The 25,598-nt window shown below is 72.9% G+C and carries 23 protein-coding genes; 10 read left to right on the top strand and 13 right to left on the bottom strand.

Annotation, left to right across the window (positions count from 1 at the left end; translation table 11 throughout):
* Positions 1-3: 3 nt before the first annotated feature.
* Positions 4-912, bottom strand: a complete 909-nt coding sequence (locus HD593_RS41935) for an SDR family NAD(P)-dependent oxidoreductase (protein ID WP_185108011.1) — start codon at positions 910-912, stop codon at positions 4-6.
* A 60-nt stretch (positions 913-972) separates the two neighbouring features.
* Here HD593_RS41935 and HD593_RS64735 point away from each other — a divergent pair, with 60 nt between their 5' ends.
* Entirely contained in the window at positions 973-1,944 is a 972-nt protein-coding gene (locus HD593_RS64735) for an AraC family transcriptional regulator (protein ID WP_185108010.1), read from the top strand.
* On the opposite strand, the gene HD593_RS41925 is transcribed toward HD593_RS64735, so the two are convergent.
* The 3 genes from HD593_RS41925 to HD593_RS41915 form a co-directional block, all read right to left on the bottom strand.
* Positions 1,889-3,337 (bottom strand): MDR family MFS transporter, encoded by a 1,449-nt coding sequence (locus tag HD593_RS41925; protein ID WP_312904098.1) that lies wholly within the window; start codon positions 3,335-3,337, stop codon positions 1,889-1,891. The genes HD593_RS64735 and HD593_RS41925 overlap by 56 nt on opposite strands.
* A gap of 300 nt (positions 3,338-3,637) precedes the next feature.
* Positions 3,638-3,943: a hypothetical protein gene (locus HD593_RS41920; RefSeq protein ID WP_185108007.1), complete on the bottom strand. Its 306-nt coding sequence runs from the start codon at positions 3,941-3,943 to the stop codon at positions 3,638-3,640.
* A 134-nt stretch (positions 3,944-4,077) separates the two neighbouring features.
* Positions 4,078-5,100 (bottom strand): LacI family DNA-binding transcriptional regulator, encoded by a 1,023-nt coding sequence (locus tag HD593_RS41915; protein WP_185108005.1) that lies wholly within the window; start codon positions 5,098-5,100, stop codon positions 4,078-4,080.
* 108 nt (positions 5,101-5,208) lie between these two features.
* On the opposite strand from HD593_RS41915, the gene HD593_RS41910 reads away from it, so the two are divergent.
* From HD593_RS41910 to HD593_RS41900, 3 genes are read left to right on the top strand one after another with little or no spacing between them, the layout of a single operon-like run.
* Positions 5,209-6,126, top strand: a complete 918-nt coding sequence (locus HD593_RS41910; RefSeq protein WP_185108003.1) for a carbohydrate ABC transporter permease — start codon at positions 5,209-5,211, stop codon at positions 6,124-6,126.
* Between the two features lies 1 nt (position 6,127).
* Positions 6,128-7,024, top strand: a complete 897-nt coding sequence (locus HD593_RS62510; RefSeq protein WP_221525255.1) for a carbohydrate ABC transporter permease — start codon at positions 6,128-6,130, stop codon at positions 7,022-7,024.
* Positions 7,024-8,382, top strand: a complete 1,359-nt coding sequence (locus HD593_RS41900; protein ID WP_185108002.1) for an ABC transporter substrate-binding protein — start codon at positions 7,024-7,026, stop codon at positions 8,380-8,382. Before HD593_RS62510 ends, HD593_RS41900 begins: the two co-directional genes overlap by 1 nt.
* A gap of 9 nt (positions 8,383-8,391) precedes the next feature.
* On the opposite strand, the gene HD593_RS41895 is transcribed toward HD593_RS41900, so the two are convergent.
* The 4 genes from HD593_RS41895 to HD593_RS62505 all read right to left on the bottom strand — a co-directional run bounded on the left by HD593_RS41895 (position 8,392) and on the right by HD593_RS62505 (position 13,388).
* Entirely contained in the window at positions 8,392-10,605 is a 2,214-nt protein-coding gene (locus HD593_RS41895) for a serine/threonine-protein kinase (protein ID WP_185108000.1), read from the bottom strand.
* 113 nt (positions 10,606-10,718) lie between these two features.
* Positions 10,719-11,330 carry a class I SAM-dependent methyltransferase gene (locus HD593_RS41890; protein WP_185107998.1) on the bottom strand — a complete coding sequence of 204 codons (612 nt, stop codon included), beginning with the start codon at positions 11,328-11,330 and terminating at the stop codon, positions 10,719-10,721.
* The gene (locus HD593_RS41885) at positions 11,327-11,920 is read right to left on the bottom strand and encodes a TIGR04282 family arsenosugar biosynthesis glycosyltransferase (RefSeq protein WP_246547006.1); all 594 of its coding nucleotides are present in this window, start codon (positions 11,918-11,920) and stop codon (positions 11,327-11,329) included. The genes HD593_RS41890 and HD593_RS41885 overlap by 4 nt, the downstream gene beginning before the upstream one ends.
* Positions 11,838-13,388 carry a glycosyltransferase 87 family protein gene (locus HD593_RS62505; protein ID WP_312904096.1) on the bottom strand — a complete coding sequence of 517 codons (1,551 nt, stop codon included), beginning with the start codon at positions 13,386-13,388 and terminating at the stop codon, positions 11,838-11,840. The genes HD593_RS41885 and HD593_RS62505 overlap by 83 nt, the downstream gene beginning before the upstream one ends.
* A 130-nt stretch (positions 13,389-13,518) precedes the next feature.
* Between HD593_RS62505 and HD593_RS41875 the strand changes: the two genes are divergently transcribed.
* Together HD593_RS41875 and HD593_RS41870 are read left to right on the top strand one after the other, a co-directional pair.
* Positions 13,519-14,613 carry an NAD-dependent epimerase/dehydratase family protein gene (locus HD593_RS41875; RefSeq protein WP_312904094.1) on the top strand — a complete coding sequence of 365 codons (1,095 nt, stop codon included), beginning with the start codon at positions 13,519-13,521 and terminating at the stop codon, positions 14,611-14,613.
* Positions 14,610-15,260 (top strand): glycosyltransferase family 2 protein, encoded by a 651-nt coding sequence (locus HD593_RS41870; protein ID WP_185107996.1) that lies wholly within the window; start codon positions 14,610-14,612, stop codon positions 15,258-15,260. Before HD593_RS41875 ends, HD593_RS41870 begins: the two co-directional genes overlap by 4 nt.
* Positions 15,261-15,302: 42 nt before the next feature.
* On the opposite strand, the gene HD593_RS41865 is transcribed toward HD593_RS41870, so the two are convergent.
* Positions 15,303-18,062 carry a helix-turn-helix transcriptional regulator gene (locus HD593_RS41865; protein WP_185107994.1) on the bottom strand — a complete coding sequence of 920 codons (2,760 nt, stop codon included), beginning with the start codon at positions 18,060-18,062 and terminating at the stop codon, positions 15,303-15,305.
* Positions 18,063-18,222: 160 nt separating this feature from the next.
* On the opposite strand from HD593_RS41865, the gene HD593_RS41860 reads away from it, so the two are divergent.
* Positions 18,223-18,570: a YciI family protein gene (locus HD593_RS41860; RefSeq protein WP_185107992.1), complete on the top strand. Its 348-nt coding sequence runs from the start codon at positions 18,223-18,225 to the stop codon at positions 18,568-18,570.
* A 50-nt stretch (positions 18,571-18,620) separates the two neighbouring features.
* On the opposite strand, the gene HD593_RS41855 is transcribed toward HD593_RS41860, so the two are convergent.
* Complete coding sequence (locus HD593_RS41855) at positions 18,621-19,670, bottom strand: alpha/beta fold hydrolase (RefSeq protein WP_185107990.1); 1,050 nt, start codon at positions 19,668-19,670, stop codon at positions 18,621-18,623.
* Positions 19,671-19,937: 267 nt separating this feature from the next.
* Between HD593_RS41855 and HD593_RS41850 the strand changes: the two genes are divergently transcribed.
* The 3 genes from HD593_RS41850 (at position 19,938) to HD593_RS41840 (ending at position 22,645) form a co-directional block, all read left to right on the top strand.
* A complete protein-coding gene (locus HD593_RS41850) occupies positions 19,938-20,477 on the top strand; it encodes a TetR family transcriptional regulator (protein WP_185107988.1) in 540 nt (179 codons plus the stop codon).
* A 284-nt stretch (positions 20,478-20,761) separates the two neighbouring features.
* Positions 20,762-22,375, top strand: coding sequence for an ABC-F family ATP-binding cassette domain-containing protein (locus tag HD593_RS41845; protein WP_185107986.1), 1,614 nt, complete (start codon positions 20,762-20,764; stop codon positions 22,373-22,375).
* A gap of 111 nt (positions 22,376-22,486) precedes the next feature.
* Positions 22,487-22,645, top strand: a complete 159-nt coding sequence (locus tag HD593_RS41840; RefSeq protein WP_185107984.1) for a hypothetical protein — start codon at positions 22,487-22,489, stop codon at positions 22,643-22,645.
* A 115-nt stretch (positions 22,646-22,760) separates the two neighbouring features.
* On the opposite strand, the gene HD593_RS41835 is transcribed toward HD593_RS41840, so the two are convergent.
* The 3 genes from HD593_RS41835 to HD593_RS41825 form a co-directional block, all read right to left on the bottom strand.
* Positions 22,761-23,243 (bottom strand): flavin reductase family protein, encoded by a 483-nt coding sequence (locus HD593_RS41835; protein ID WP_185107982.1) that lies wholly within the window; start codon positions 23,241-23,243, stop codon positions 22,761-22,763.
* The gene (locus HD593_RS41830) at positions 23,240-24,463 is read right to left on the bottom strand and encodes a styrene monooxygenase/indole monooxygenase family protein (protein ID WP_185107980.1); all 1,224 of its coding nucleotides are present in this window, start codon (positions 24,461-24,463) and stop codon (positions 23,240-23,242) included. Before HD593_RS41830 ends, HD593_RS41835 begins: the two co-directional genes overlap by 4 nt.
* Positions 24,464-24,566: 103 nt before the next feature.
* Complete coding sequence (locus HD593_RS41825; RefSeq protein WP_185107978.1) at positions 24,567-25,550, bottom strand: AraC family transcriptional regulator; 984 nt, start codon at positions 25,548-25,550, stop codon at positions 24,567-24,569.
* Between the last annotated feature and the right edge of the window lie 48 nt (positions 25,551-25,598).

Genomic DNA, 25,598 nt, shown 5'->3' with positions numbered 1-25,598 from the left:
ACATTACTCTAGGCCAGCCTCCCGGGCGTAGTCCCAGAGGCGGTCGGCGGCGGCCGGGTCCACCGACCAGGCGGCGACGCCGGTCATCACGTCGGGGCCGCCGGGCACCACCTCGGCCTCCTGGTTGTCGTGCGTGAAGTAGCGGCCGGTCACCCCGTCCATCAGGGGGGAGGCGGCGAGCAGCACCGCGGTGGCCGCGCCCTGTTCCGGGGTGGTGAAGTAGCCGGGGGTCAGCAGGTTCCCCTCGTCGTCCAGGATGCCCATCGCCCGCTTGGTGCCGTCGTCGAGGTGGCGCTGCAGGCCGGTGTGCACGTAGCCGGGCTCGAAGGCGTTGGCGGCGATGCCGTCGCCGGCCCAGCGGCGGGCGATGCCGACCGCGAGCAGCACGTCGGCGGTCTTCGACTGCGCGTAGGCCACCCACGGGTCGTACGGGCGGCGCTCGAAGTGCGGGTCGTCGAAGTCGAACGGCTCCCGTAGCTGGGCCCCCGAGCTGACCGTGACCACCCGCGCGTCCCCGGCCTGCCGCAGGTTGTCGTGCAGCCCGGTGATCAGCGCGAAGTGCCCGAGGAAGTTCGTCGCCAGTTGCAGCTCCCAGCCGTTGGCGGCGACCTGGCGGTCAGGCAGGGCCATGATCCCGGCGTTCGCCACGATCGCGTGCACCGGCCCGCTCCACCCGGCCACGAACGAGCGCACCGACCCCGGATCGCTCAGGTCCAGTGCCCGCCCGTCGCCGGCCGGGTTCCGGCTGGCGACCGTGACCTCGGCCCCGGCTCCTCGCAGGGCCCGTACGGTCTCCAGGCCGATCCCGGAGGTGCCGCCGGTCACGATGATCCTGCGCCCGGTCAGATCGACCCCGGCGAGGATCTCGGCAGCGGTGGTCTTGGCGTTGAAGGGAGTGGTGATGCGCGTCATTACCACCACCGTAGGGACCCCGATTTGGACTTGGAATACTCGTGAGTCCACCATGGTTGCGTGAACGTCCAGCAAGCCGACCCCCTCGAAGACGTCCTCACGCTCATCGGCACGACCAGCCGCCTGTCGGTCGGGCTGGTCGCCGGTGGCCGGTGGGCGCTGTCGTTCGATCCCCCTGAGGGGATCAAGTTCAACGCGGTACGCCGCGGCCGCTGCCTGCTCACCGTGGACGGCGTGCCGGAGCCGATCCCGCTGGCCGAGGGCGACTGCTTCCTGCTCGTCCAGCCGCGCGCCTTCACCCTGGCCAGCGAGCCGGGGGTGCGCCCGCTCCCGGCCGGCCCCGTCTTCGCCGCCGCCACCGGCGGCGTGGCCCGCGCGGGGGAGGGCGAGGACGTGGTCTTCGTCGGCGGCCGGTTCGGCTTCGGCGAGCGCGCCCGGGAGCTGCTGCTGGACGTGCTGCCGCCGGTGATCCACGTGCCCGGCGGCACTCCCGAGGCCGCGACCGTACGCTGGGCGCTCGACCTGATCGACGCCGAGCTGCGCGAGCGCCCGCTCGCCGCCACCCTGGTCACCGAGCACCTCGCCCTGGTCATGCTGATCCACCTGCTGCGCCTGCACCTGATGACCGCCGGTTCCGGCGGGACGTCCGGCTGGCTGGCGGGGCTCGCCGACCCGGTCGTGGCCCCTGCCCTGCGTGCCATGCACGCCAGGCCCGCCCACGCCTGGACGGTCGCCGAGCTGGCCGGCGTGGCGGCGGTGTCCCGCTCGACGCTGGCCGCCCGGTTCAAGCAGGTCGTCGGGCGGGGGCCGCTGGAGTACCTGACCGGCTGGCGGATCGAGCTGGCCGCCGACCGCCTGCGCCGCGGCGACGAGACGGTGGCGGCGATCGCGAACGACGTGGGATACGGCTCGGTGAGCGCGCTGAGCAACGCGTTCAAGCGGATCGCAGGCGTGTCCCCGCGCGACTACCGCCTCGCTAGCCTTCCGCCTCGGCGGAGTGGTCCGCCCTGGCCGGCAGCAGCAGGGCGGTGACCACCACGGCCACGGACAGCACCGCGCCGATGACGAAGGCCAGCCGCATGCCGCCGAGGCTGGCGAGCGCCTCGGTGACGCCCGAGGACTTCAGCGCGTCGGCCCGCGCGCTCATCACGGTCACCACCAGCGCGGTGCCGAAGGCCGCCGACACCTGCTGCAACGTGCTCAGGATCGAGCTGCCGTGGGAGTAGAGCCGCGGCGGCACCGCCCCGAGCCCGAGAGTGAACACCGGGGTGAACGTCGCGGCCAGGCTCACCATCAGCAGCGCGTGCATCCCGAGAAGCTGCCAGAACGGCGTCGTCATCGAGACCTGGGTGAAGCCGGCCAGCGCGAGCATGATCCCGACCGCGCCGGGGACGACCAGCACCCGCCCGCCGAACTTGTCGAACAGCCGGCCGACGCTCGGGCCGAGCAGCCCCATCGCCAGGCCGCCCGGCATCACCAGCAGCCCGGTCTCCAGCGCGCTGAGCTGGCGCACGTTCTGCAGGTACAGCGGCAGCAGGATCATCGAGCCGAGCATCGACATGAACGCCACCGACATCATGATCAGCGCGACCGTGTAGGTGCGGTGGCGCAGGGTGCGCAGGTCCAGCAGCGGCACGCCGCGCTTCTGCAACGACAGCTGCCGCACCACGAAGACCGCGATGGTGACCACGCCGGCCGCCACGATCGCCGCGGCCATCCGTACGTCGCCGCCCTCGAACCTGCTCAGCCCGTACACCAGGCCGCCGAACCCGGCCGCCGCGGTCACCACGCTGAACCAGTCGATGGTGCCGGTGCGCGGCTCCCCGACATTCTTGAGCCGCCGCAGGCCGCCCCAGGCGATCAGCGCGGCGATGGGCAGCACCACGGCGAACAGCAGGCGCCACGTCCCGAACTGCAGGATCACCCCGGAGACCGTCGGCCCCATCGCGGGCGCGACCGAGATGGCCAGGGTGACGTTGCCCATCACCCGGCCCCGGTCGGACTCGGGCACCACCTGCATCAGCGTGGTCATCAGCAGCGGCATCATCACGGCCGTGCCGGACGCCTGGACGATGCGGGCGCCGAGCAGCACCTCGAACGTGGGCGCCACGATGGCCAGGGCCGTGCCGAGCAGGAACAGGCCCATGGCGGTGACGTACGCGCTGCGGGTGGAGACCCGCTGCAGGAACCAGCCGGTGATCGGGATCACGGCGGCCATGGTCAGCATGAACGCGGTCGAGAGCCACTGCGCGGTCTGCTCCGTGATGTGCAGCGCCGTCATCAGCCGCGGGATCGCGTTGATCATGATCGTCTCGTTGAGGATGACCACGAACGTGGCCAGCACCAGCAACCGGATCACGGGCGGGGTACGACCTGTGGCGGCGGCCTCGGGGTCGGTGGTGGAGTCGAGCTGTGAGCGGGACACGGCACCTCGATCGGGGCTGTCGGACACTATGCGGTCATGGCCGGCCTCGCGGCCTGCGGTCTCATACGAAGTCGTTGTCATACACAGACTGACCGGCACCGCTGACGAAACTCATCGACGACTCCCAACATTGCGGCAAGTGCTGCGAAATGTCACCTCCTTTTCACTCAGAGTGAAAGCCGATCTTCCGGGCATGCGGCGCGTCATCGACCCCCCGGAGGGCCGGGTGCCGGACGCGCTGAAGCCGGCCTGACGCTCGTCCAGGCCGGCTCGTGTATGCGGCGTCCTGCTGACGCCTCGTCACATGAGATCTGAGGTGAGGAAGCCGTTCTTGAGGAATCGGGCCTGCTTTTGTGCCAGCTCGCATTCTTCGGGGGTGAGCCAGCGATGCAAGATATGGGGGAAAAGGTCGATATCAATGGAGCTCGGGCGATACCCGCCGGGGTCGTCCACGCGCCGGTAACACACCTGGGGGAGCGCTGAGCTCACGGTTTCGGCTATTTGGGTGATCATGCAACGCGCGGGCCGTTCGCCATGCTCCGGATCGGATTCCCATTCCAGTGCGTGTTCGAACCATTTGCCCTTTTCGGGGGGTGCGCTATTCACGCTTTTATTATCCCCCCGGGGTGCGCACGACGGACAATGATGCAGATCTGCAATTTTGCTTGCATCTTGGTAACAGCCCGCCACGCCCAGGGCCGGCACCGTCCATGCGATGGGTCCTGGTGCACCTGACGGCATCAGCGGGACGGTGGCCCCACCGACTGCCTGGCGCGCAGTTCCGCCGGCAGCCGGTGCGCCCCGGCCCGTACCCTCTCGGCCAGCAGCAACTCCACCGCCAGCCGCCCGGCGCCGAAGTACGCCAGGTCCACGCTCGACAACCCGGGATGCAGCCACCGGGCGAGGTCGGAGTCGCCGAAGGAGATCACGGACACGTCGTGCGGGATGCTCAGCCCGGCCGCGCCGGCCGCCTGGTAGGCACCCATCGCCACCCGGTCGTTCATCGCGATCAGGGCCGTCGGGCGCACCCCCGTACCGAACAGGTGGGCCAGCGCCGTGCGGGCCTCGTCCGGTGTCCAGTCGCACCGTACGTGGCCGGCCAGCCGCGATCCGGCCGAGCGGAGCTCCGTACGGATGCCGGACAGGCGCCGGGCGCCCGAGCCAGGGAGAGCCTGGCCGGCCAGCCAGATGCCGGTGGTGTGGCCGGCCGCGGTCAACGCGGCCACCGCGGCCCGGCCCGCCTGAGTGTCGTCGGTGAGAACGGCCGGCGGCTGGGCGTCGTCGGCGAGAACCGCCGGGGCCCGGGTGCCGTCGGTGAGGACGGCCGGGGCCTGGGTGTCGTCGGTGAGGACGGCCGGGGTGCGCGGTGCCGGGCCGGCGGTGCGGACCGTGACGAGCCGCCGGCCGCGCAGGGCCAGGGGCGCCGCGTACGCCGCCGTCGCCGTGCTCACGTGAACGAACCCGCGCACACCCCGCGCCGCCAGCGCCTGAGGGCGGTCCGCGCCATGGGCCGCGAGCACCGCGTGCCCGTGGTCGCCGGCCGCGGCGACACAGCCCCGCAGGATCTCGCCGGCGGTGTGGCCGGTGGCGTCGGAGACGACCCCGATCGCCGGGGCTGTGCGGCGGTAGCCGAGGGCTCTGGCCGCCTGGAGCACCCGTTCCTCGGTGGCGGGGGAGATGCGCATGTCGCGGCGGCCCGACAGGACGAAGGACACGGTCGTGGGGGAGACGAGCGCCCGCTCGGCGACGTCCCGCAGGGTCACCCGCGCGCGATTAGCACCTCACGGTAAGTCCGGAGAATCGGTCGAACGCGCAGCACGGGGTAGAAACCGCCCGCCGCAGGGTCTACGGTGACCGGCGAAGGAGGAACCATGGCCACCCCCACCAGGCCGGCGACGATCGGCACCGCCAAGGGAGCGCGAGACGACACGCGGCTGGCGCTCCTGTTCATCCTTCCCGCGCTCATCGGCTTCCTGGTCTTCCTGCTCTGGCCGACGCTGCGGGGCATCTACCTGAGCTTCACCAGGTTCAACCTGCTCACCCCCGCCCGCTGGAACGGGCTCGACAACTACGTGCGCATGGTCCAGGACCCGGTGTTCTGGAACGCGCTGGGCGTGACCGTGTACTACGTGGTCGTCAACATCGCCGTCCAGACGGCGCTGGCGCTGGTCATCGCGGTGATGATGCAGCGGCTGACACGCAGGACGTGGCTGCGCGGCATGGTGCTGACGCCGTACCTGGTCTCGAACGTCGTCGCGGCGCTGGTCTTCCTGTGGATCCTCGACTATCAGCTCGGCATCGGCAACAGGGTGCTGGAGCTGATCGGGATGGACCGGATCGGCTTCCTGGCCGACTCCGCCTGGGTCATCCCGACCATGGCGCTGATCAACGTCTGGCGGCACGTCGGCTACACCGCGCTGCTGATCTTCGCCGGCCTGCAGACGATCCCGGAGACCCTGTACGAGGCCGGCCGCATGGACGGCGCGAGCGAGCTGCGCATGTTCCGCAGCATCACGCTGCCGCTGCTGCGGCCCGTCATGGCGGTGGTGCTGATCATCAGCGTGGTGGGGTCGTTCCAGGTGTTCGACACCGTGGCGATCACCACCAGGGGCGGGCCGGTCGACTCCTCCAGGGTGCTCCAGTACTACATCTACGAGATCGCGTTCAGCCGCTTCCAGTTCGGTTACGCCTCGGCGATGTCCGTGGCGCTGCTCGTCGTACTGATGATCATCACGTTCGTGCAGTACCGGCTCACCCGGGCCGGCACCTCCGACCTGGCGGGAGGGTGACGTGGCGACCACGACCGGGAAACCGCCGTTCGGCGTCCGCCGCACCCTCGCCTGGGCGTTCATGATCCTGGTGATGTTCGCCAGCCTCTTCCCGTTCTACTGGATGTTGCGTACCGCGCTGTCCGACAACAACGCCCTCTACGCGGGCGGCGACAGCCTGCTGCCCGTGCAGTTCTCGTGGGGCGGCTTCGAGCGGGTCTTCGGCCTCCAGACCGGGCAGGAGGCGATCGACGCGGGCGGCGCGGGGCAGCCGATCGCGTTCTGGCGCTACCTGCTCAACTCGGTGCTGGTCGCCACGATGGTCACCGCCGGGCAGGTGTTCTTCTCCGCGATGGCCGCCTACGCCTTCGCCCGGCTGCGCTGGCGGCACCGCGAGAAGGTCTTCGCCGTCTTCCTGGGCGGCCTGATGATCCCGGCGATCTTCACGCTGCTGCCGAACTTCGTGCTCATCAAGGAGCTCGGCCTGATCGACACCGTGCTCGGCATCGCGCTGCCCAGCATGCTGATGACGCCGTTCGCGGTGTTCTTCCTGCGCCAGTTCTTCCTCGGCATCTCGCGCGAGGTCGAGGAGGCCGCGCTGGTCGAGGGCGCCTCGAAGACACGGATCTTCTTCCGGCTCATCCTGCCGATCTCGGCCGCGCCGATCTCCACGCTGTCGATCCTCACCTACATCACCTCCTGGAACGAGTACTTCTGGCCGCTCATGGTCAGCTACACCGACAACTCGCGCGTGCTCACCGTGGCCCTCGGCGTGTTCAAGTCGCAGAAGCCGCAGGCGGGGCCCGACTGGGCCGGCCTGATGGCGGCCACGCTGGTGGCGGCGCTGCCGATGTTGCTGCTGTTCCTCTTCTTCGCGCGCCGCATCGTCAACTCCATCGGCTTCAGCGGGATCAAGTGATGCTCAGACGACTCCTCCTGACCGCGCTCCTGCTGACCACCGCCTGCGGCGGGGGCGGCAGCGGCGGCGCCACCGGCACCATCGAATACTGGCTCTGGGACTCCGCCCAGCAGCCCGGCTACCAGAAGTGCGCGGACGCCTTCCAGCAGCAGAACCCCGGCCTGCGCATCCACATCTCCCAGTACGGCTGGGACGACTACTGGTCCAAGCTGACCGCCAGCTTCATCGCCGACACCGCCCCGGACGTCTTCACCGACCAGCTCGCGAAGTTCCCCCAGTTCGTCGACCTGCAGGTGCTGCGCCCGCTCGACGACCTCGGCCCCACCAGCGACATCAAGGACTCCGACTACCAGCAGGGCCTGGCCGAGCTGTGGAAGGGCAAGGACGGCAAGCGCTACGGCGCCCCGAAGGACTGGGACACCATCGCGATCTTCTACGACGCCGCCGCGCTCAGGGCCGCCGGCATCGACCCCGCCACCCTGGACGAGCTGACCTGGAACCCGCGCGACGGCGGCACCTTCGAGAAGACGATCGCACGCCTGACCATCGACCAGAACGGCGTCCGCGGCGACGAGCCGGGCTTCGACAGGACGCGGGTCAAGACGTACGGGCTGGCCGCGAACGGCAGCGGCGGCGACAACTGGGGACAGACGCAGTGGTCGGCCTTCACCGGCAGCGCCGGCTGGCAGCCCACCGACCAGAACCCCTGGGGCACCCGCTTCAACCTGGACGACCCCGTCGTGCAGGACACCCTGAGCTGGTACTTCGGCCTGGTCCGGAAGGGCTACATGGCCAGTTTCGCCGCGATCGGCGGCAACAACGCGATCACCGCCGACACGCAGATCCAGTCCGGCCTCGCCGCGATGGGCCTGAGCGGCTCGTGGACGATCTCCTCGTTCACCAAGCTCACCGACGCCAGCGGCAACAAGCTCGACATCGGCGTGGCGCCGACCCCGATCGGGCCGACGGGGAAGCGGGCCTCCATGTTCAACGGCCTGGCCGACTCCATCACGACGTTCTCCAAGCAGCCGGAGAACGCCGCGAAGTGGGTGAAATTCCTGTCGGGGGAGGAGTGCCAGAACATCATCGGCCGGACCGGCGTGGTGTTCCCGGCCCGGCCCACGGGCACCGAGCTGGCCATCCAGTACAACCGGACCGAGCGGAACCTGGACGTCTCGGCCTTCACCGACCACATCAGGAACGGCACCACGTTCCCCCTGCCGGTGACCTCGAACGCGGCCGACATCACCGCCCTGATGCGGCCCGCCCTGGACGCCCTCTTCCTCGGCGAGGCCCCCGCCTCCTCGCTCACCGGCCTCAACCAGCAGCTCAACGCGCTGTTCGAGGTGGCGGGATGAGCCGATGGCCTAGGGGGAGGCCGGGCCGAGGCTCCAGGCGGTGATGGTGCCGCCGCGGTCGCCGGCGGCCAGCCAGGTCTCCCCGGCGTCCTCGGCGACCGCCACCGAGTAGACGCGCCCGCCCGGAACCTTCAGCGGGTCGCCGAGCTGCTCGCCGCTGCGCAGGTCCCAGACGCGGATCGTCCCGTCGAACCCGCCCGAGGCGACCACCGCGCGGCCCTTCACCCTGCCCACCGCCAGGCCGGCGACCTCGGCGGTGTGGCCGGAGAACGAGGCGATCTCCTGGCCGCTGCGCAGGTCCCAGACGCGGACCAGGCGGTCGGCGCCGCCGCTGATGCCCACCGGCGCGCCGTCCAGCGAGGCGGTCGCCACGGTGAAGACGTCGTCGCCGTGGCCGCGGAAGGTCGCGCCCATGGCGCCGGTCTCCAGGTCCCACACCCGCGCGGTGTCGTCGGCCGACGCGATCACCGCGAAGGGGTGCCCGTCCATCGTGCCGGTCGCGACCCCGAACACCGGGTCGCCGCCCGCCGCCTTGGGCTGGGGCCCGGAGTCGTTGCCCGTCTTCGGGTCCCATACATGGATTTTCCCGGCCTCGTCGCCGCTGACCACCACCGTCTTGCCCGCCACCTGCGCGGGCGCGAGCGCGTAGACGATCTTCTGGTGGCCCTGGTAGATGGGCCCGAGCGGCTCGTCGCCGGCCGCGCCGGAGACGACGACCCCGCCGTTCTGTAACCGCCTGAACGTGGCCGCCTGCCCGTCCACCTCGCCCACGTCGATGGCGGCGCCCGTCTCCTCGCCGCCGGAGTTCTGGATCGTGGCGAGCTCACCGGCGCGCGTGCCGAACTTCCACACCTTGGCCACGCCCTTGGTGCTGCCTGCCAGCACGGCGCGCTGCCCGTCGTAGGTGCTCACGGCCACCGTGTTGACCTCGCCGCCGAGCGTGGCCCGGGCCACCCTCCTGCCGTACGGGCGGGCGGTGACGCTGGGGGTCGCCGATTGCGTGGTGGCGGTCGTCGTGGCCGGCGTGGCCGAGGGGCCGGACGCCGTGGGGGAGCCGCCGTCGCCCCAGCGCAGGGCCACCACGATCACGCTCACGAGCACCGCCACGGAGGCCGCCGCGCCGACCACCACGAGCTTGGATCTCTTGCGGGAGCCGCCGGGCGGCTGCTCGCCCGTGGGCGGCGGTCCCGGCGGTGGCGTTCCGGCGGGTCCGGCATGCGAGGGCCCGGCATAGGTGGGCCCGGTGTAGGAGGGCCCGGCGTGCGGGGGCCCGGCCGGCGTCACGGCGGTGGGATCCCACGCGGGTGCCGCTCCGGTCGGTGGTGCTCCGGCCACCGGGGCTCCGGCCGGCGGAGTTCCGGCCGGTGGGGCCGCCGTGCCAGGGGATGCCGCGGCCGAGGGACCGGTGACGGGTCTGGGCGCGGTCCGGTCGTGGCCGAGGAGAAGGTGCAGCGCCTCCGCCGCCGTCGGACGTTCCTGCGGCGCCTTGGCCAGGCAGCGGGCGAGCAGGGCACGCAGCGGCTCGGGCACGCCGTCCAGATCCGGCGGGGCGTTGAGGATGCGGTACATCACCGCGGGCACCGTGTCCCGGCCGAACGACGGGCGCCCGGTCGCGGCGAAACCCACGGTCACCGCCCAGCTGAACACGTCGGACGCGGGCTGCCCCGGCTCGCCGGCGATCACCTCGGGCGCCATGTACGTCGGGGTGCCCACCGAGCCGCCGGTGAGGGTCATGTCGATCGCCCGCGCGATGCCGAAGTCGATCACGCGGGGGCCGTCGGAGCCCAGCAGGACGTTCGACGGCTTGAGGTCACGGTGGACGACCCCGGCCCGGTGGATGGCCGCCAGCGCGGTCGCGGTGCTGACCGCGACGCGGTCGAGCGCGCCTCCTGACCTGGGCCCGTGCTCGCGGACGGAGTCCTCCAGCGACGGCCCGTCGATGAACTCCGACACGATGTACGGCCTGTCGCCGTCGACCGCCACGTCCAGCACGCGGGCCGTGCAGAACGCCGCCACCCGCATGGCCGCGTCGACCTCGCGCAGGAACCGCTCCCGCGCCTCGGTGTCACCCGCCAGCCTGGCGTGCAGCACCTTGATCGCCACCCGCTCGCCCGAGGCGTCCTCTGCCAGGTAGACGACTCCCTGCCCGCCCTCGCCGAGACCTGCGATGATGCGATAGTCACCCAGTCGGGTCGGCTCGCCGGCACGCAGGGGGCGGAACATGGTTCTCGACGATACACGCTCGGCCATTCCACGGCGATCCCGCACGTACGGGCCCTGCCGAGCCCTCTCCGGCCCTGCACGTACCGAACCTGTCGAGCCCTCGCCGGCCCGTCCTAGGAGAGCCGTGCGAACCAGCGGTCGTGTGCCGTCCAGCAGCCGGCCGCCGCGAACCCCCCGGCCAGCGCGACGCGCCCGATGTCGTCCGCCGAGACGGTCGCCCAGCCGAACCACGGCCCGGCCACCGGCCCCCGGCGTAGCCGGAGCCGGTCCACCCGGCTCCGGGTCCCGGGCGGCGCGACCTCGGCCAGCACGGCGCCGCCCGGCCGGAGGAGCTGCCTGACCCGGTGCAGCAGCGCCGCCGGGTTGCCGCCGATGCCGATGTTGCCGTCGGCGAGCAGCGCGGTGGCCCAGCGGCCGCTGTGGGGGAGGTCCTCGAAGACGTCCCTGAGCAGGGCGAACCCGCCGGCGCGGCGGGTCAGGGCGACGGCGCGCGGGGTGATGTCGATGCCGAGCGAACGGAGCCCGCGCCTGGTCAGAGCCACCGTGAGTCGCCCGGGACCGGAGCCGATGTCCAGCGTGGGGCTGGCGCAGCGGCTCAGGAACTCCTCGTCGCCGTCGATCGGCTCGAACCAGCGCGCGGCCTCCAGCGGCACACGGGTGCCGTCGACGTACTCGATCTCGACGCTCTCCCCGGCGAGCGCGTCGGCGTAGATCTCGCCGATCACCGGCCCAGCTCCCGCAGTGCGGCGGCGAAGTGGGAGGAGGGCGCGTCGGCGGCGACGGCGGCGGCGTCGGCGGCGGTGTCGACGTCCGTCAGCTCGGGCAGGTGGTGCACGTCCAGGCCGGCGCGTTCGAGGCGGTCGAGCTGGTGCTTGCCGGTCTCCGGATGCGACATCGGCACCCCCAGCAGCAGCGCCGGGTCCGGACGCCGCAGGCCGAGCAGCCAGAAGCCGCCGTCGGCCGCCGGGCCGTACACCGCGTCGTGCCGCTCCAGCGCCCGCCCCGCCTCGCCGAGCAGGGCGGGCGTGACCTGCGGGGTGTCCATGCCGATCAGCACGACGGGGTCAGGGCGCAGACGGTGGGCGTCGGCGAAGGCCGCCGCCAGGCGCTCGTCCAGGCCCGCCCCGCGCTGCGGCACCACCACGAACCCCGGTGGCAGCCAGCGGCCGGGCAACCCGTCCAGGGCGAGCACCCGCTGGGTCGCAGGCGTCGCGGCCACGGCGCGCACGCTGTCACGCAGCGCCGCCTCGGCGAGCGCCGCGGCCTCGGCCGGGCTGTACGGCGGGCTCAGCCGCGTCTTGACCCGCCCCGGCAACGGTTCCTTCGCGATGATCACTATCTGGGCGCTCAGTGTGCTCAGTCCTCACAGGGATACGGGCGGAAGGCGGCCAGGCGGCCCGGCCATCAGAACGGTGGCTCGGGCGCGCGGCCCGGCCATCAGCACGGTGGCGCAGGCGTGCGGCCCAGCCGATCAGTACGGCCAGGGCGGCGGCCGCGTAGAACTGCGAGCCGGGGCCGGCGGCGTAGGCGACGGCGCCTGCCAGGGCCACGCCCAGCCACTCCCACCGGCCGTCCATGGCGACCAGCGCGACGACCAGCAGCGCGTACCAGGAGTAGCCGGGGGTGAACAGCAGCAGGAGCGAGCCGCTGACCAGCAGCGCGCCGCGCCAGGGCCGGTCGGGATCGCCGTACCGCAGGACGAACAGGGCGATCAGGCCGAGGGCCGCGACCGCCGCGTACGGGGCCCACGAGTCCGGCAGCACCAGCCGCAGGACCGCGTACCGGCCGCCACCCCCGTCGTAGCGCTCCTCCTGGAGGTATCCCGGCAGGTAGCCCAGCACGGAGCCGCCCGAGGCCAGGACGTACGGCAGGTAGGACAGCCCCACCACGAGCGCGGCGGGCACCACGGTGACGGCCACGCGCCGCCACACCCCGCCACCCGTGAGCCGCCCGGCGGGTCGGCCCATCGGCCCGCCCGTGTGTCGGCCCGTGAGCCCTCCGGACAGGGCGCCGGACAGTGCGCCGGACAGGGCGCCGGGCAGCGCTGTCGCCGGCAGCAGCTTGGCCGCGATGGCGGCGCCGAGCAGCGCCCCCCGGGCCCGGCCGGCGCCGACGGCGCAGAAGGCCAGCACCACCAGCAGCACGCCCAGCATGTCCACGTGCGCGTTGTTCACGGCCTCCACCGGCACCGCCGGGCACCACGCCCAGTACGCCGCCCGCCGGGCCCCCGCCACCCGGCACAGCGCCGCCAGCGCCAGCACGGCCATCACCCAGCCGCCCACCTGCAGGGCCTTGTGCCGCGAACCCTCCGGCGACAGCCAGTGCACCAGCAGGAAGTAGCCCTGCGCCGCCGGCGGGTAGATGGTCGGCTCCGTGGGGCGGTTGATCCGCGTGCAGCCGCCGTCCGGCAGGGGATAGCGGGCGGCGCAATCGGCGGGGAAGAGCCAGCCGTCGCGCAGCCCCGCGAGCTCCAGGGCGGACGGCGGGTGATCGTAGGGGGAGACGCCCGCGGCCTGCACCCGGCCGTCCCAGGCGTACCTGAAGGAGTCGGTGCTGTTGCTCGGCGGCGCCGCCAGCCCGGTCGCGGCCAGCACGATCCCGCCGGCCACGACCAGCGGGCCGAGCCGGCGCTCGGGAACCCGCCGCGCCACCCAAACGGCGGACGCGAACAGCGCCCACGCCGTCAGGTACCAGCCCAGCCCGGAGGGCTCGGTCACCGTCCTGACCAGGACGGCTGCCAGGGCCGCGAGAATCCCGCCGACGGCGAGCTGGTACCGGCTCACAGGCGGCAGCCTCGCACGCCGGAGCCCGGCCGGGACCGCCGCGGCCACCGCCGTTCGAGGTCCGTAACAACCCTTACGGACCGCTTACGTCGCTTCAGACCGCCCCGGGCGGAGGGTTACCGTCGGCGGCGTGAGAGTGATGGTCACCGGCTCGGCCGGTTTCATCGGCGGGCACGTGACCGAGACCCTGCGCGCCGCGGGCCTCGACGTCATCGGCCTGGACCTACGGCACAGCGCCGACGTGCGTGACGCGAGCTTGGACCCGCGGCACGGTGCGGACATGCGCGACGCGGGCCTGGACCTGCGCCACAGCGCCGACGCGCGCGAGACCGGCCTGGAGCGGCACTGCGGGGACGTGCGCGACGCCGCCCTCCTGGACACGCTGCTGCCGGGCGTCGGCGCCGTCGTGCACCAGGCCGCCAAGGTGGGTCTCGGGGTGGACGTCGCCGACCTGCCCGACTACGCCTCGGTCAACGTGTACGGTACCGCCGTCCTCCTCGCCGCCATGGCAAGGCACGGGATCGAACGCCTGGTCCTGGCCTCCTCGATGGTCGTCTACGGCGAGGGCCGCTACGCCTGCGCCATTCATGGCCAGGTCAGGCCGGGTCCCCGGGCCGTGCACGACCTGGAGCGGGGCCGGTTCGACCCCGCGTGCCCGCGGTGCGGCGAGCCCCTGCGCTGCGCGGAGATCGAGGAGGACGCCCCCACCGACCCACGCAACGCCTACGCCACGAGCAAGCTCGCGCAGGAGCACCTGGCCGCCAACTGGGCCAGGGAGACCGGCGGGAGGGTGGCGGCGCTGCGCTACCACAACGTGTACGGCCCGCGCATGCCCCGCGACACCCCCTACGCGGGCGTGGCCGCGATCTTCCGCTCCGAGCTGGCGGCAGGCAGGGCGCCGAAGGTGTTCGAGGACGGCCGCCAGCTCCGCGACTTCGTCCACGTGCGCGACGTGGCCAGGGCGAACCTTGCCGCCCTGGCCGCACCGGTCCGGCCGGGCGAGCTGCGGGCCTGGAACATCGCCTCCGGCACTCCCCGCACCGTGGGAGAGATGGCCCGCGCGCTGGCCGCGGAGCGGGGCGGGCCCAGCCCCCTGGTCACGCGCGAGTACCGGCTGGGCGACGTCCGGCACATCGTCGCCTCGCCCGGACGGGCGGCGGCCGAGCTGGGGTTCCGCGCCGAGGTCGGCTTCGAGGCGGGCATGAGGGAGTTCGCCGGGTCATGACGATCGACGTGATCCTGCCGTGCCTGAACGAGGAGGCCGCGCTCGGCTGGGTGCTCGGCCGCATGCCCGACGGCTACCGCCCCATCGTGGCCGACAACGGCTCCACCGACCGTTCCGCGCAGGTCGCCCGCGATCACGGGGCCGAGGTGGTCCACGAGCCGAGGCGCGGGTTCGGCGCCGCCTGCCACGCCGGGCTGCTGGCCTCCTCGGCCGAGCTGGTCTGCTTCATGGACGCCGACGCCTCGCTCGACCCTGCCCAGCTGCCCCGGGTGGCCGCGCCGGTGCTCGGCGGGCGCGGTGACCTCGTGCTCGGCCGGCGCGTCCCGAAGGCCGCGGGCGCCTGGCCGCCGCACGCCCGGCTGGGCAACGCCGTCCTCGCCGCGAACCTGCGCCGCCGTACGGGGGCGCCGCTGCACGATCTCGGCCCCATGCGGGCCGCCAGGCGTTCGGCGCTGCTGGCGCTGGAGCTGACCGACCGCCGCTTCGGCTACCCGCTGGAGATGGTGCTGCGTGCCGCCGCGGCCGGGTGGCGGATCGCCGAGGTCGAGGTGGACTACCTGCCCAGGACGGGACGTTCCAAGGTGACCGGCACCGTGCGCGGGACGCTGCGCGCCATCGCCGACATGCGACGCGTCATGAGCGCGTAGGCCCGGAGCCCGCGTCATGAGCGCGTAGGCCCGGAGCCCGCGTCAGGAGCCGGTCAGCATCCCGCGCAGCTTGCTGCGCGAGTCCACGTCGAGCTTGGTGAACACCTTGCGCAGGTGCCACTCGACGGTACGCGGGCTGATGAACAGCTCGGCGCCGATCTCGGAGTTCGTCTTCCCGCCGGCGGCCAGCCGGGCGATCTGCGCCTCCTGCGCCGTGAGGACGTGCTGCTCCTCGGCCGCCTGACGGCGTACCGGCTCGCCGAGGGCCAGGAGCTCGCGGCGGGCACGGTCGGCGAAGGCCCTGGCGCCGAAACCGTTCAACAGCTCGTAGGCGGTCTGCAGGTGCTCGCGCGCTTCGGCGGGCCGGTTCTCGTGGCGAAGCCACTCCCCGTACACCAGGTGGGTGCGGGCGAGGTGTACGGCGACCCGGCTGCGCCGGAGGTGCTCGATGGCCTCCCGGTACAGGCGGTCGGCGGTCGCGCCGCCGGACAGCAGCGCCCTCGACCTGGCCAGCAGGCCGAGCGCCCACTCGGTGCCGCTGGCGAGGGTCCGCTCCTCGAGCTGCCGCAGCGCGGTCGCCGCCGCCTCCTGGGCTCCGGCGCGGGCTCCGGCCTCGACCAGCTCGACGAGGGAGAACCCGAACACCCCCAGGTCGTCGAACGCGTACGCCTCCTCCGCGCCGGCCAGGGCGTCGTGGAAGCGGCCGAGACCGTTGTACACGACGGCGTTCAGGTAGGGGCGCACGCCGATCGCCCGGCCCTCTTTCCAGGTGCTCGCCCACTCGGCGCCGGCGTCGACCACGCCCACCACCTCGGCGTTCGCGCCGCGCCAGGCGTGCAGCAGCAGCGAGGCGTAACCGAGGTGCGAGTTGCCGGTCACCCTCAGCAGCGCGTCGGACTCCTCGATCAAGGTGGAGGCCGCGCCGAACTCGCCGGCGTGCACGTGCACGGCGGCGCGGTAGGTCAGGGCCAGGGGCAGGAAGTATAGCGCGCCGGCCTCGCGGGCCGTACGGACCGCGTGCGCGGCCAGCTCGTGCCAGGTCTCGTCGTCGTACATGTCGCCGGCGGCGGGCCAGGCCAGCCAGAGCCAGCGCATGATGTCGTCCCCGCGGCGTCCCGCGTCCTGCCGGAACGCCCGCAACGCGCGCCTCAGCAGCGGCGCCCCCGCGACGTAACCGTCGGCGAACCGGGTCGCCAGGCCGTCGAGCAGCGCGTCCGCGAGCCGCGGCGGCCGCGGGCCGCGCGGCGCGGTGCGGGCGGCCTCGGCCACCCGCCGCAGCAGGCCCGGCTCACCGAGGCGGCCGGCGAACACCGCCGAGCCGATCGCTTCCAGGTAGGCCTCGCGCGCCTGCCCCTCGTCGGTCCGTTCCAGCCGTCCGGCCGCGTCGAGCAGCAACGGCGCCGCGTCACCGCTGCGCCTGCGGGCGAAGACGATCTGGGCGCGGAGCCGGATCAGCCGCCCGCGATGGAGCTCGCCCAGCGGGCTCATCTCCGCGGCGGACAGCAGCTCGAGCGCCACGTCCGGAGCCCCGGCCTCGAAGGTGGCCTGCGCGGCGGCCACCGCCCGCGCTCCGCGCCTGGCGGGATCGGGCGTCAGCTCGGTCGCGCGCTTCAGGAACGCGGCCGCCGCCGCCAGGCCGCCGCGCGCCTGGGCCCGGCCGGCTGAGCGCTCCAGCTCGCCGGCCACGGCCTCGTCGGGCTCGACCGCCGCGTGGGCGCGATGCCAGGCGCGGCGGTCCGGGTCGGAGTCCGGGTCGGTCGCCTCGGCCAGCGCACGGTGCACGTCCTGGCGTTCCTCGGGGTCCGCCGCCCGGTACGCCGCCGAGCGCACCAGCGGATGGCGGAATCGCGCCCGCGTGCCGAACTCGATCAGCCCAGCACTCTCGGCCGCCGCCGCGGCGTCCGCGCTGATCCCGAGCCGCCCGGCCACCCGTCGCAGCAGCGAGACGTCCCCCACCGGCTCGGCGGCCGCCACCAGCAGCAGCCGTTGCGTCGCGCCCGGAAGCTCCTCGATCCGGCGCACGAAACTCTGCTCGATCTTGTTCGCCAGAGGTCGCGCGTCAGGCCGCCCGAACCCGCCGGCCAGCTCGGCCACCGTCAGCCCCCGGGGCAGCTCCAGCAGCGCCAGCGGGTTGCCGCGGGTCTCGGCGACGATCCGGTCCCTGACCCGCTCGTCCAGCCGCCCGGGCACCACCGAGTCCAGCAGCGCGCGAGCGTCGTCGTAGCCCAGGCCCCTGACCGCCAGCTCCGGCAGCCCCCGCAGCTGGTCGCCGCCCGGACCGGCCGTCGAGGTGCGCACCGCGAACACCAGCGCCACCCGCTCGGCGAGCAGCCGGCGCGCGACGAAGGCCAGCGTCTGCGCGGAGACCTGGTCGAGCCACTGGGCGTCGTCCACCACGCAGACGAGCGGCTGCTTCTCCGCCACCTCGGCCAGCAGGCTGAGCACCGCCAGGCCGACCAGGAAACGGTCCGGCACGCTGCCCGCGCTGAGGCCGAACGCGACGGCCAGGGCCTCCCGCTGCGGGGCGGGCAGCCGATCGAGCTTCCCGATCATCGGCAGGCACAACTGGTGCAGCCCGGCGAACGCCAGCTCCATCTCGGACTCGACGCCGGCCGCCCGCAGGGTCTGGCACCCTGTGGCGTTCGCCATCAGGTAGTCCACCAGCGCGGACTTTCCGACCCCCGCCTCGCCGCGCAGCACCAGCACCTGGCTGCGGCCCTCCCTGGCCTCGGCGACCAGCCGATCCAGCGCCTGGCACTCGCTGCGCCTGCCGCGCAGGCCGAGCCGGGGAGCGCCGCTCACATTCACCACCCCGTGCAGGTCAAAGTGAGCCAGACCTGGGAATTCGGCTCATCCCAATTATGCACCGGGGCGCTACGGTTCGCCTGATCCGGTCATGGACAGGTGCCCGCCTGTCCATTTCGGGCATGCTCGTTCGTCGTCAGGACTGAGGAGGTTCACGATGAAGTTCGCACTGCTGCTCTTCGATCCGGAGAACTACTGGGAGTCGGTCTCGGAGGAAGAGATGGGGGCGGCGCTGGCCGAGCACGCGGCGTTCGCCCAATACCTGCGGGAACGCGGCATCGCGTTCACGGGGGAGGCACTGAAGCCCGCCACGGAGGCCAGGTCGCTGCGTCCCTCGGACCGGGGGCCGGTCTCGGCCCCCGGGCCGTTCGTGGCGCTGAGCCAGGATCTGGCGGGCTACTACCTCGTCGAGTGCGCGGACCTGGAGGAGGCCGAGGAGATCGCGCGTCACTGCCCGCTGGGCGCGGGCCTCGAGATCCGCCCCGTCTGGGAGGCGCCGTCCTGACCGGCGCCACGCCGGCGACCACGTGGGGGTGGCCGAAGGCGGAGGCGGGCTCAGAGGCGGTCCGCGTCGACGACGGCCTGGGCGAACGCCGTGGGCGCCTCCTGCGGCAGGTTGTGCCCGATGCCCTTGAGCGTGCGGTGCTCGTAGGCGCCGGTGAACATCTCCCGGTAGGCCGAGCCGTCACCCGGCGCGGCGGTGAAGGGGTCGAGCTCGGCGTCCAGGGTGATCGTCGGCACCTTGATGTGCGGCCGCGCCTGGAGCCGCCGCTCGACGGCGTCGTAACGGCGCTCGCCCGCGGCCAGGCTCAGCCGCCAGCGGTAGTTGTGGAGCACGATGGCGGCGTAGTCGGGGTTGTCGAAGGCCGCGGCCGTGCGCTCGAAGGTGGCGTCGTCGAAGTCCCAGGTCGGCGAGACGGTGTCCCAGACGAGCCGGGCCAGGCCGTTGCGCTTGTCCCTGTCCTCCATGGCCTGCCGGCCCCGGTCGGTGGCGAAGTAGTACTGGTACCACCAGGCGTACTCGGCCTTCGGCGGCAGCGGGGCGAGGTTGGCCTCGAGGTTCGTGATGAGGTAGCCGCTCACCGACACCAGGGCCTTGCAGCGCTCCGGCCAGAGGGCCGCGATGATGTCGGCGGTCCTCGACCCCCAGTCGAAGCCGGCGAGCACGGCCTGGTCGATCCTGAGCGCGTCCATCAGCGCGAGGATGTCGAGGGCGATCGCCGACTGCTGGGCGTTGCGGAACGTCTTCGCGGACAGGAACCTCGTCGTGCCGTGACCGCGCAGGTAGGGCACGATCACCCGGTAACCCCGCGCCGCCAGTTGCGGCGCGACGTCCACGAAGCTGTGGATGTCGTACGGCCAGCCGTGCAGGCAGATCACCACCGGCCCCCGGGCCGGGCCCGCCTCGGCGTAACCGATGTTCAGCAGCCCGGCCTTGACCTGCTTCAGCGAGCCGAACGACGGGTGCGGGCCGGTGGCGACCGCCGGCGACGGCGGGGCCGCCTTCCGGGCGGCGGAGGCCGCCTGCTCCAGGCCCGCCAGCGAGGCGACGGTCGCGCCGGTCGCCAGGCCGACGACCTTGCCGAAGGTGCGCCTATCGATCATGATGAGTCCTCCGTGTCGTGTCTCAGGTGGTGCGGCATTCCTCACTGTCCCGGGCGGCCGACCGGGGCACATCAGTCAGATGACGGTGAGACACCGGGAGCGGCGGCCAGGCGGAACCTCGCGTGGAGCGGTCCCCTTCGCGGCAGGCAGAGGCTGGGATCTTGAGTCATTCGACTGCCACCGTAAGCACCTCATCGGAGCCGCGGTTACAGCGGTTACCTTCTCAGCTGAGTGGCACCTGTCCTGGAGCGGAGTATCTTTGGGCAGGTGAGAGCAGACGCGATGCGCAACCTGGAACGCCTCCTGAGCACGGGCGCCCGCATGCTCGCCGACGACCCGTCGGCGACCATCTCCGCCATCGCGGCAGCGGCGGGCGTGGACCGCCGCACGGTCTACCGCCGCTTCGCCTCCCGCGAGGACCTCATGGCCGCGGTCTACGGAGCCCGCTACGACGCGGTCGAGGAGGCCGTCGAGGCCGCCAGGTTGCACGAGGCGCCGGTCGCGGTCGCGCTGCACCGGTACGTCGAAGGCATCATCGCCGTCAACCGCAAGTGGCCCGTGGAGACCAGCCGCATGCTCCGCGAGGAGACGCTCCGCGAGCGCCGCCGCCGGCTGATCGAGGAGGTGGACGTCTTCCTGCGCCGCGCCACCGACGAGGGCCTGCTGCGCGCCGACCTGCCGCCCGGCTGGGTGGCCACGGTCCTGCCGCCGCTGATGGAACAGGCCGCGGAGAACCTGTCCGGGCTGAGCGCCGCCCAGGCCGCCGACGTCGTGGTCGACACCCTGCTGCGCGGCGCCGGCGCGTAGCGGCTGCTAGGGTAAAAGACGATCAAGAGGTAGGAGAGACCGCGACATGGCAGGTGACGACGACATCTCCGGGTGATACCGGAGGTTGACGGGCCCCGGCAGGCGCACATGACCGCCGCCGACGCGGCCCCGGTCGTCGTTCCCCGAATCCCTGTCCCTCCACCGGGCGGCTTCGGCGCGCCCGTGCTCTCCCGCGAGGTCTTCTCCCATGTCCGAGGCGTTCATCGCCTGTTCCCCGCTGTCCTCTTCCCGGCCCTCTGATCTGGTGATCGGGGGGTCCGCCGATGAGTGACGCGCTGCTCGCCCGCGATCTCGTACGCACGCTGGGCGCGCGGCGCGTGCTCGACGGCGTCTCGCTCACCGCCGCACCCGGTCACCGGATCGGGCTGATCGGCGAGAACGGCGCGGGCAAGTCCACCCTGCTGCGGTTGCTGGCCGGCGTGGACGAGCCGGATTCCGGCACCGTCGTACGGCCCGCCGACCTGGGCTTCCTGCACCAGGAAACGCCGTTCGCCGGCGACACCACCGTAGCTGCCGTGCTCGACGACGCGCTGCGGGAGGCCCGTACGGACCTGGCCGAGCTCGACCGGCTCACCGGCGCGCTCGCCGCGGCCCCGGACGATGCCGCGCTGCTCGAAGCGTACGGAGCCCGGCTCGACCAGGCGCAACAGCGCGACTCCTGGGACGCCGACAGGCGCGCGGAGATCGTCCTCGACCGGCTCGGCCTGGGCGGCGTGCCGCACGGGCGGGCGCTCGTGTCGTTGTCCGGCGGGCAGCGGGGGCGGCTCGCCCTGGCGGCGCTCCTGATCAGGCAGCCCGCCGCGCTGCTGCTGGACGAGCCCACCAACCACCTGGACGACGACGCCGCGGCGTTCGTGGAGGAGCGGCTGCGCGGCATGACGGGGGTGGTCGTCGTGGCGAGCCACGACCGGGCGTTCCTGGACGCCGTCTGCACGGACCTGATCGATCTCGACCCCGCGGTGGACGGGCCCGTCCGGTACGGCGGCGGATACGGCGCGTACCTGGCCGAGAAGCACGCGGAACGCGAGCGCTGGGAGCGGCGTCACGCCGACGAGCAGGAGGAGCTCGGCGAGCTGCGCCACGCCGTCGCGGTGACGTCACGGCAGGTGGCGCTGGACGGGTTGCGCCGCGACAACGAGAAGATGGGCTACGGGCACCGCGCCGGCCGGGTGCAGCAGCAGATCTCCCGGCGGGTCCGCAACGCCGCCCGCCGGCTCGCCGAGCTGGAACGCGAGCAGGTCCCGGCCCCGCCGCCCCCGCTCCGCTTCCTGCCCCGCCCCCTGGTCGAGGAGGCCGCCGGCCCAGGGGAGGAGGAGGTTCCGCTGCTGTCGCTGCGGGACGTGCGGGTGCCCGGACGGCTCTCCATCGACCGGCTCGACCTGGCTCCGGGGGAGCGGCTGCTGGTCACCGGGCCGAACGGCGCCGGCAAGTCCACCCTCCTGGCGGTTCTGGCCGGACGGCTGGACGCCGGGGGAGCGGTACGGCGGCGGCCCGGGCTGACCGTCGGGCTGCTGGCCCAGGACTCCGTGTTCGAGCGGCCGGACCGCACGGTGCGGGAGACGTACGAGCGGGCACTCGGCAGGGAGCGGGCTGAGTCCGTGCCGCTGCTCTCGCTCGGCCTGATCGGCCGGCGTGACGTGGACCTGCGGGTGGGGGAGCTGTCGGTGGGCCAGCGCCGCCGGCTGGCGCTGGCACTGCTGGTGGCCGACCCACCCGGGGTGCTGCTGCTCGACGAGCCCACCAACCACCTGTCACCCCGGCTCGCGGACGAGCTGGAGGAGGCCCTGGGCGCCGGCGGGCCGGGCGGGATCGTGGTGGCGAGCCACGACCGATGGCTCCGCTCCCGCTGGCAGGGCCGCCGCCTCCACCTGCCATGATTCTCGTCACCGGCTTGACAGGTGACGCCCGCCCTGCCATCATCGTCACCATACGAACCGGTGACGCAAGCCGCGTCATCGGCGTTCTCAACCCGCTCAGAACGGAACATCATGGCTGTCGACCACACCGGCGTGCGGAGTGCCCGCTTCGCCCGGCTGCCCGAGCGGATCCGGCTGGAGGACACCGTCGAAGAGCGTCCGGCCACCGCGCCGGACCCCGCGCGATGGGCCTACGACGCGGACGAATGGCTCGTCCGGTACTGCGCGTGAAACTGGAGGGACCTCATGCTGCGCATCTCCGAACCGATGAGAGTGGTGATGGTGGCCGCGATCGTGGTGGCCGTCGCGCTGGGGTGCCTGGCTCAGGTGTTCTGAGCCCGGGCGCTCAGGCGCAGTCGGCCACGCTCAGCTCGGGCCAGAACTCCCGGTAACGGCCCGAGTGGAAGACGAGCGGCTCTCCCTCGGCTCGCTGGTAGCGCTCCACCGCCCCGACGAAGATGTGGTGGTCGCCGCCGTCGTGCACCCGCTCCGTCCGGCAGACGAAGCCGGCCAGCGTCCCTGCCAGCATCGGCAGCGGGGCGGCGACCAGCTCCACCCCGGCGAACTTGTCGGCGGCCGGCGTGGCGAAACGCCTGGACAGGTGGTCCTGGCCGGCGGCCAGGACGTTGACGGCGAACCGCCCGGCGCGCAGGAAGAGCGGCGCGCTGGGCGCCCGCTTCGACAGGCACCAGAGCACCAGCGGCGGATCGAGCGAGACCGAGGTGAAGGAGTTGACGGTCACGCCGGCCCGCTCCCCGCAGGCGGTCGCCGTCGTGATCACCGCCACCCCGGTTGCGAACTGCCCGAGGGCGTCACGCAGCGACCTCATGCCGCGACCCTGCTCAGGTAGGCCTCGGCCCGGGCGGCGTCCATGAACCAGTCGGCGTAGTCGGCCGGGTCGTCGAAGCCGTTGACGAACCGGGAGGCGATCTCCGGACGTTCCCCCGCGGCGCCCAGGAGCGCCAGGTGGTGCGGTTCGGCCGGCGCCAGCAGGGCGTTGGTCCAGTTCGTGACGTGCTGGGCCTGCGCCCAGAAGAGGTCGAAGGTCCGCCGCATCCAGTCCGCGTCGAACGGCTGCCCGCCCCGCTCCACGATCGCCCGCAGGTACGTGTCCGCGCACTTGGCGGCGTTGTTGCTGCCCTGCCCGGTGATCGGGTCGTTGAGCACCACCACGTCGGCGACGCCGAGCACCGGCGCGCCGGAAGGCAGGACGGCGACGGGACGGCGGACCGTGGGGGCGAAGCGGCCGGTCAGGACCGCGTTGGCGTCGGTGAGCTCGATCCCGGCGCAACGCTCGGCCTCCCACGGGAAGAACGTCTCCAGGATCCGGCGGCTGCGCGCCAGGTGCTCGGCCGGGCCGCGCACGTCGCCCCAGCAGTCCATGGGACCGCCCGGCACGCCCTCGAACACCATGATCTCGCAGGGGCCGGTGTGCGTGAGCGCGGGGAAGACGAAGTACTCGCCCACGCCGGGAAGCAGGTTGAAGCAGACCGCCGAGTGCTCGGGGCGGGGAGCCAGGCCGTTGACGTAGGTGACCGCCAGCGCGCGCTGCGGCGCCGCGTACGGCGACCGCTCGGGGTCCCGCTCGAACAGCGAGGCGATCTGCCCCTTCCCGGCGGCGACCAGCACCAGGTCGTACCGGGCCGCGTACCCTTCCAGGTCTTCCGGGGTGGCGTCGTGCAGGACGAGCTTGCCGCCGAGCCGTTCGAACTCGCCCAGCCAGGCCGGCATCTTCAGCCGCTGGTCGACCGAGCGGGCCGGGACGTGCAGCCGCGCCGCCCAGTCGAGGGCCTTGCCGCCCTCGGGGCTCGGAACCGTGAGCGCGATGCCGTCGATGGGCGGGCAGACCTCGGCCCACCAGTCCAGGCCGAGCCTCCGCTCGTGGGCCTGCGCGGTGCCGAACATGGCCTGGCCGGACATCACCCGGCCGTCGCGGATGGACTCGGGGGTGCGGTTGGAGACCACGGTGACGTCGTAGCCGTGCTGGAGCAGGCCGATCGCCAGGTGGAGGCCGGCCTGGCCGGCGCCGACGATGAGGATGTCGCGCATGGTGGAGGTGTCCCTTCGGAGGTTTCGGGTGGAGGTCGTGATCGGCGCCTGACAAGAAAGTACGGCCGGCGTGCCCGGCCGGGCCATCCGCTGAGCGCGGATCTCATCCACCTGACGCGGAACCCCTGCGCAGCGTCTCCGACGGCGGCTGCCCGTACCTCTCGCGGTACTGGGCGGCGAAACGTCCCTGGTGCAGGAAGCCCCATCGGGCGGCCACGGTGGTCACCGTGACCCTGGCGGGATCGGCCGTCCTCAGCTCGTCGTGCACCCGCTCCAGCCGTACGCGCCTGAGGTGGGCCATGGGGGTCAGCCCGAGATGCGCGCGGAAACCCTCCTGGAGGGAGCGGCTGCTGACCGCGACGGCGCCGGCGACGTCGGCGGTGGTGAGCGGGAGGTGCGCGTGCCCCTCGATGAACTCCATCGCCCGGCGCACGACCTTGGGCAGCGCGGGCGGTCCCGGCGCGGTCAGGCGTTCCCGGTAGTTGGAGGGCTGCATGGTCAGCAGCAGGGTGATCAGGGCGTTCTCCAGGTGCGCGATGGCCAGCGGATGGCCGGACAGCCCGTCGTCGCGCTCGGCCTCCCTGACGAGCAGGTCGGCCAGGTCCCGCCAGGACCGGGTCCAGCCCATCGTCAGGTCCATGCCGAGGCCGAAGACGATCGGGTCGCCGAGCCGCTCGCCGAGCAGCTGCTCCAGCGCGCGCTCGATCGCGGTTCGCTCGAACTTGACCAGGAGCTGGGGGCAGCCGGCGGCCCAGCGCATGTCGAGGTGGCGGGTCGGTGACGGCAGCGAGGCCAGCGACGGGGTGGAGACGATCTCCTCACCGCCGGCGCGGATCAGGCTGCGGCCGGCGAGCGGGATCATGACCAGGAAGAACGTGTCGAGGTCGCCTGGTTCGATGTGCACGTCGGCCCCGTAGTCGAGGTAACTGACGCGGACCGAGCCGAACTGGACGGAGTTGAACCGGGCCGACAGCAGGTCCGCGTCCCCGGCCAGGTCCAGCCGGTGCGGGCAGAACACCTTGGCGACCTCGCCGCGGACCTCGTCGAGGTCGGAGCTGGCGAAGACGGCACGATTGCTGAGGAGCACACCAGATGATCGTGTTCGCCGCCGGCGGCGTTCCAGGTAAAAGGACGC

This window comes from Nonomuraea rubra (assembly GCF_014207985.1).
Lineage (GTDB): Bacteria > Actinomycetota > Actinomycetes > Streptosporangiales > Streptosporangiaceae > Nonomuraea > Nonomuraea rubra.
The sequence above is the reverse complement of the archived record's forward strand: the minus strand, read 5'-3'. Positions and strand labels throughout refer to the sequence as shown.